This is a genomic window from Capnocytophaga sp. oral taxon 332 str. F0381 (assembly GCF_000318275.2).
GTDB classification, from domain to species: Bacteria; Bacteroidota; Bacteroidia; order Flavobacteriales; family Flavobacteriaceae; genus Capnocytophaga; species Capnocytophaga bilenii.
Genome location: NZ_KB291344.1, coordinates 66616 through 66917 on the forward strand (window position 1 = coordinate 66616; position 302 = coordinate 66917).

Consider the following 302-nt stretch of genomic DNA (forward strand, 5'->3'; position numbering starts at 1 on the left):
AGCTATGACACAAAGAAAAAGAAAGTTCTTTGTACAATGGAACTTACTGACCCAAGGCAAAGTAAAGCGCTTTTATGTACTAAAAATACCTGATTTTTCTTCAAAATCATTACGAACAATATTTGAAAAACACATTAGTAAAACAGCACAAGTTACTACTGACGAATGGAAATGATATAAACCTATAAAAGACTTTAATATAACTCAAAAACCGAGTAATGACGGAAAGAATTTTCCTACATTACACAAAGTAATACACCAAGTAAAGTCTTGGATAAGAGGTATATATTCTTGGGTTTCAG

The 302-nt window shown here is 30.8% G+C and carries 1 pseudogene; it reads left to right on the top strand.

The window, feature by feature from the left end:
* Positions 1-302: pseudogene (locus tag HMPREF9075_RS13940) on the top strand (transposase); the annotation flags it as partial.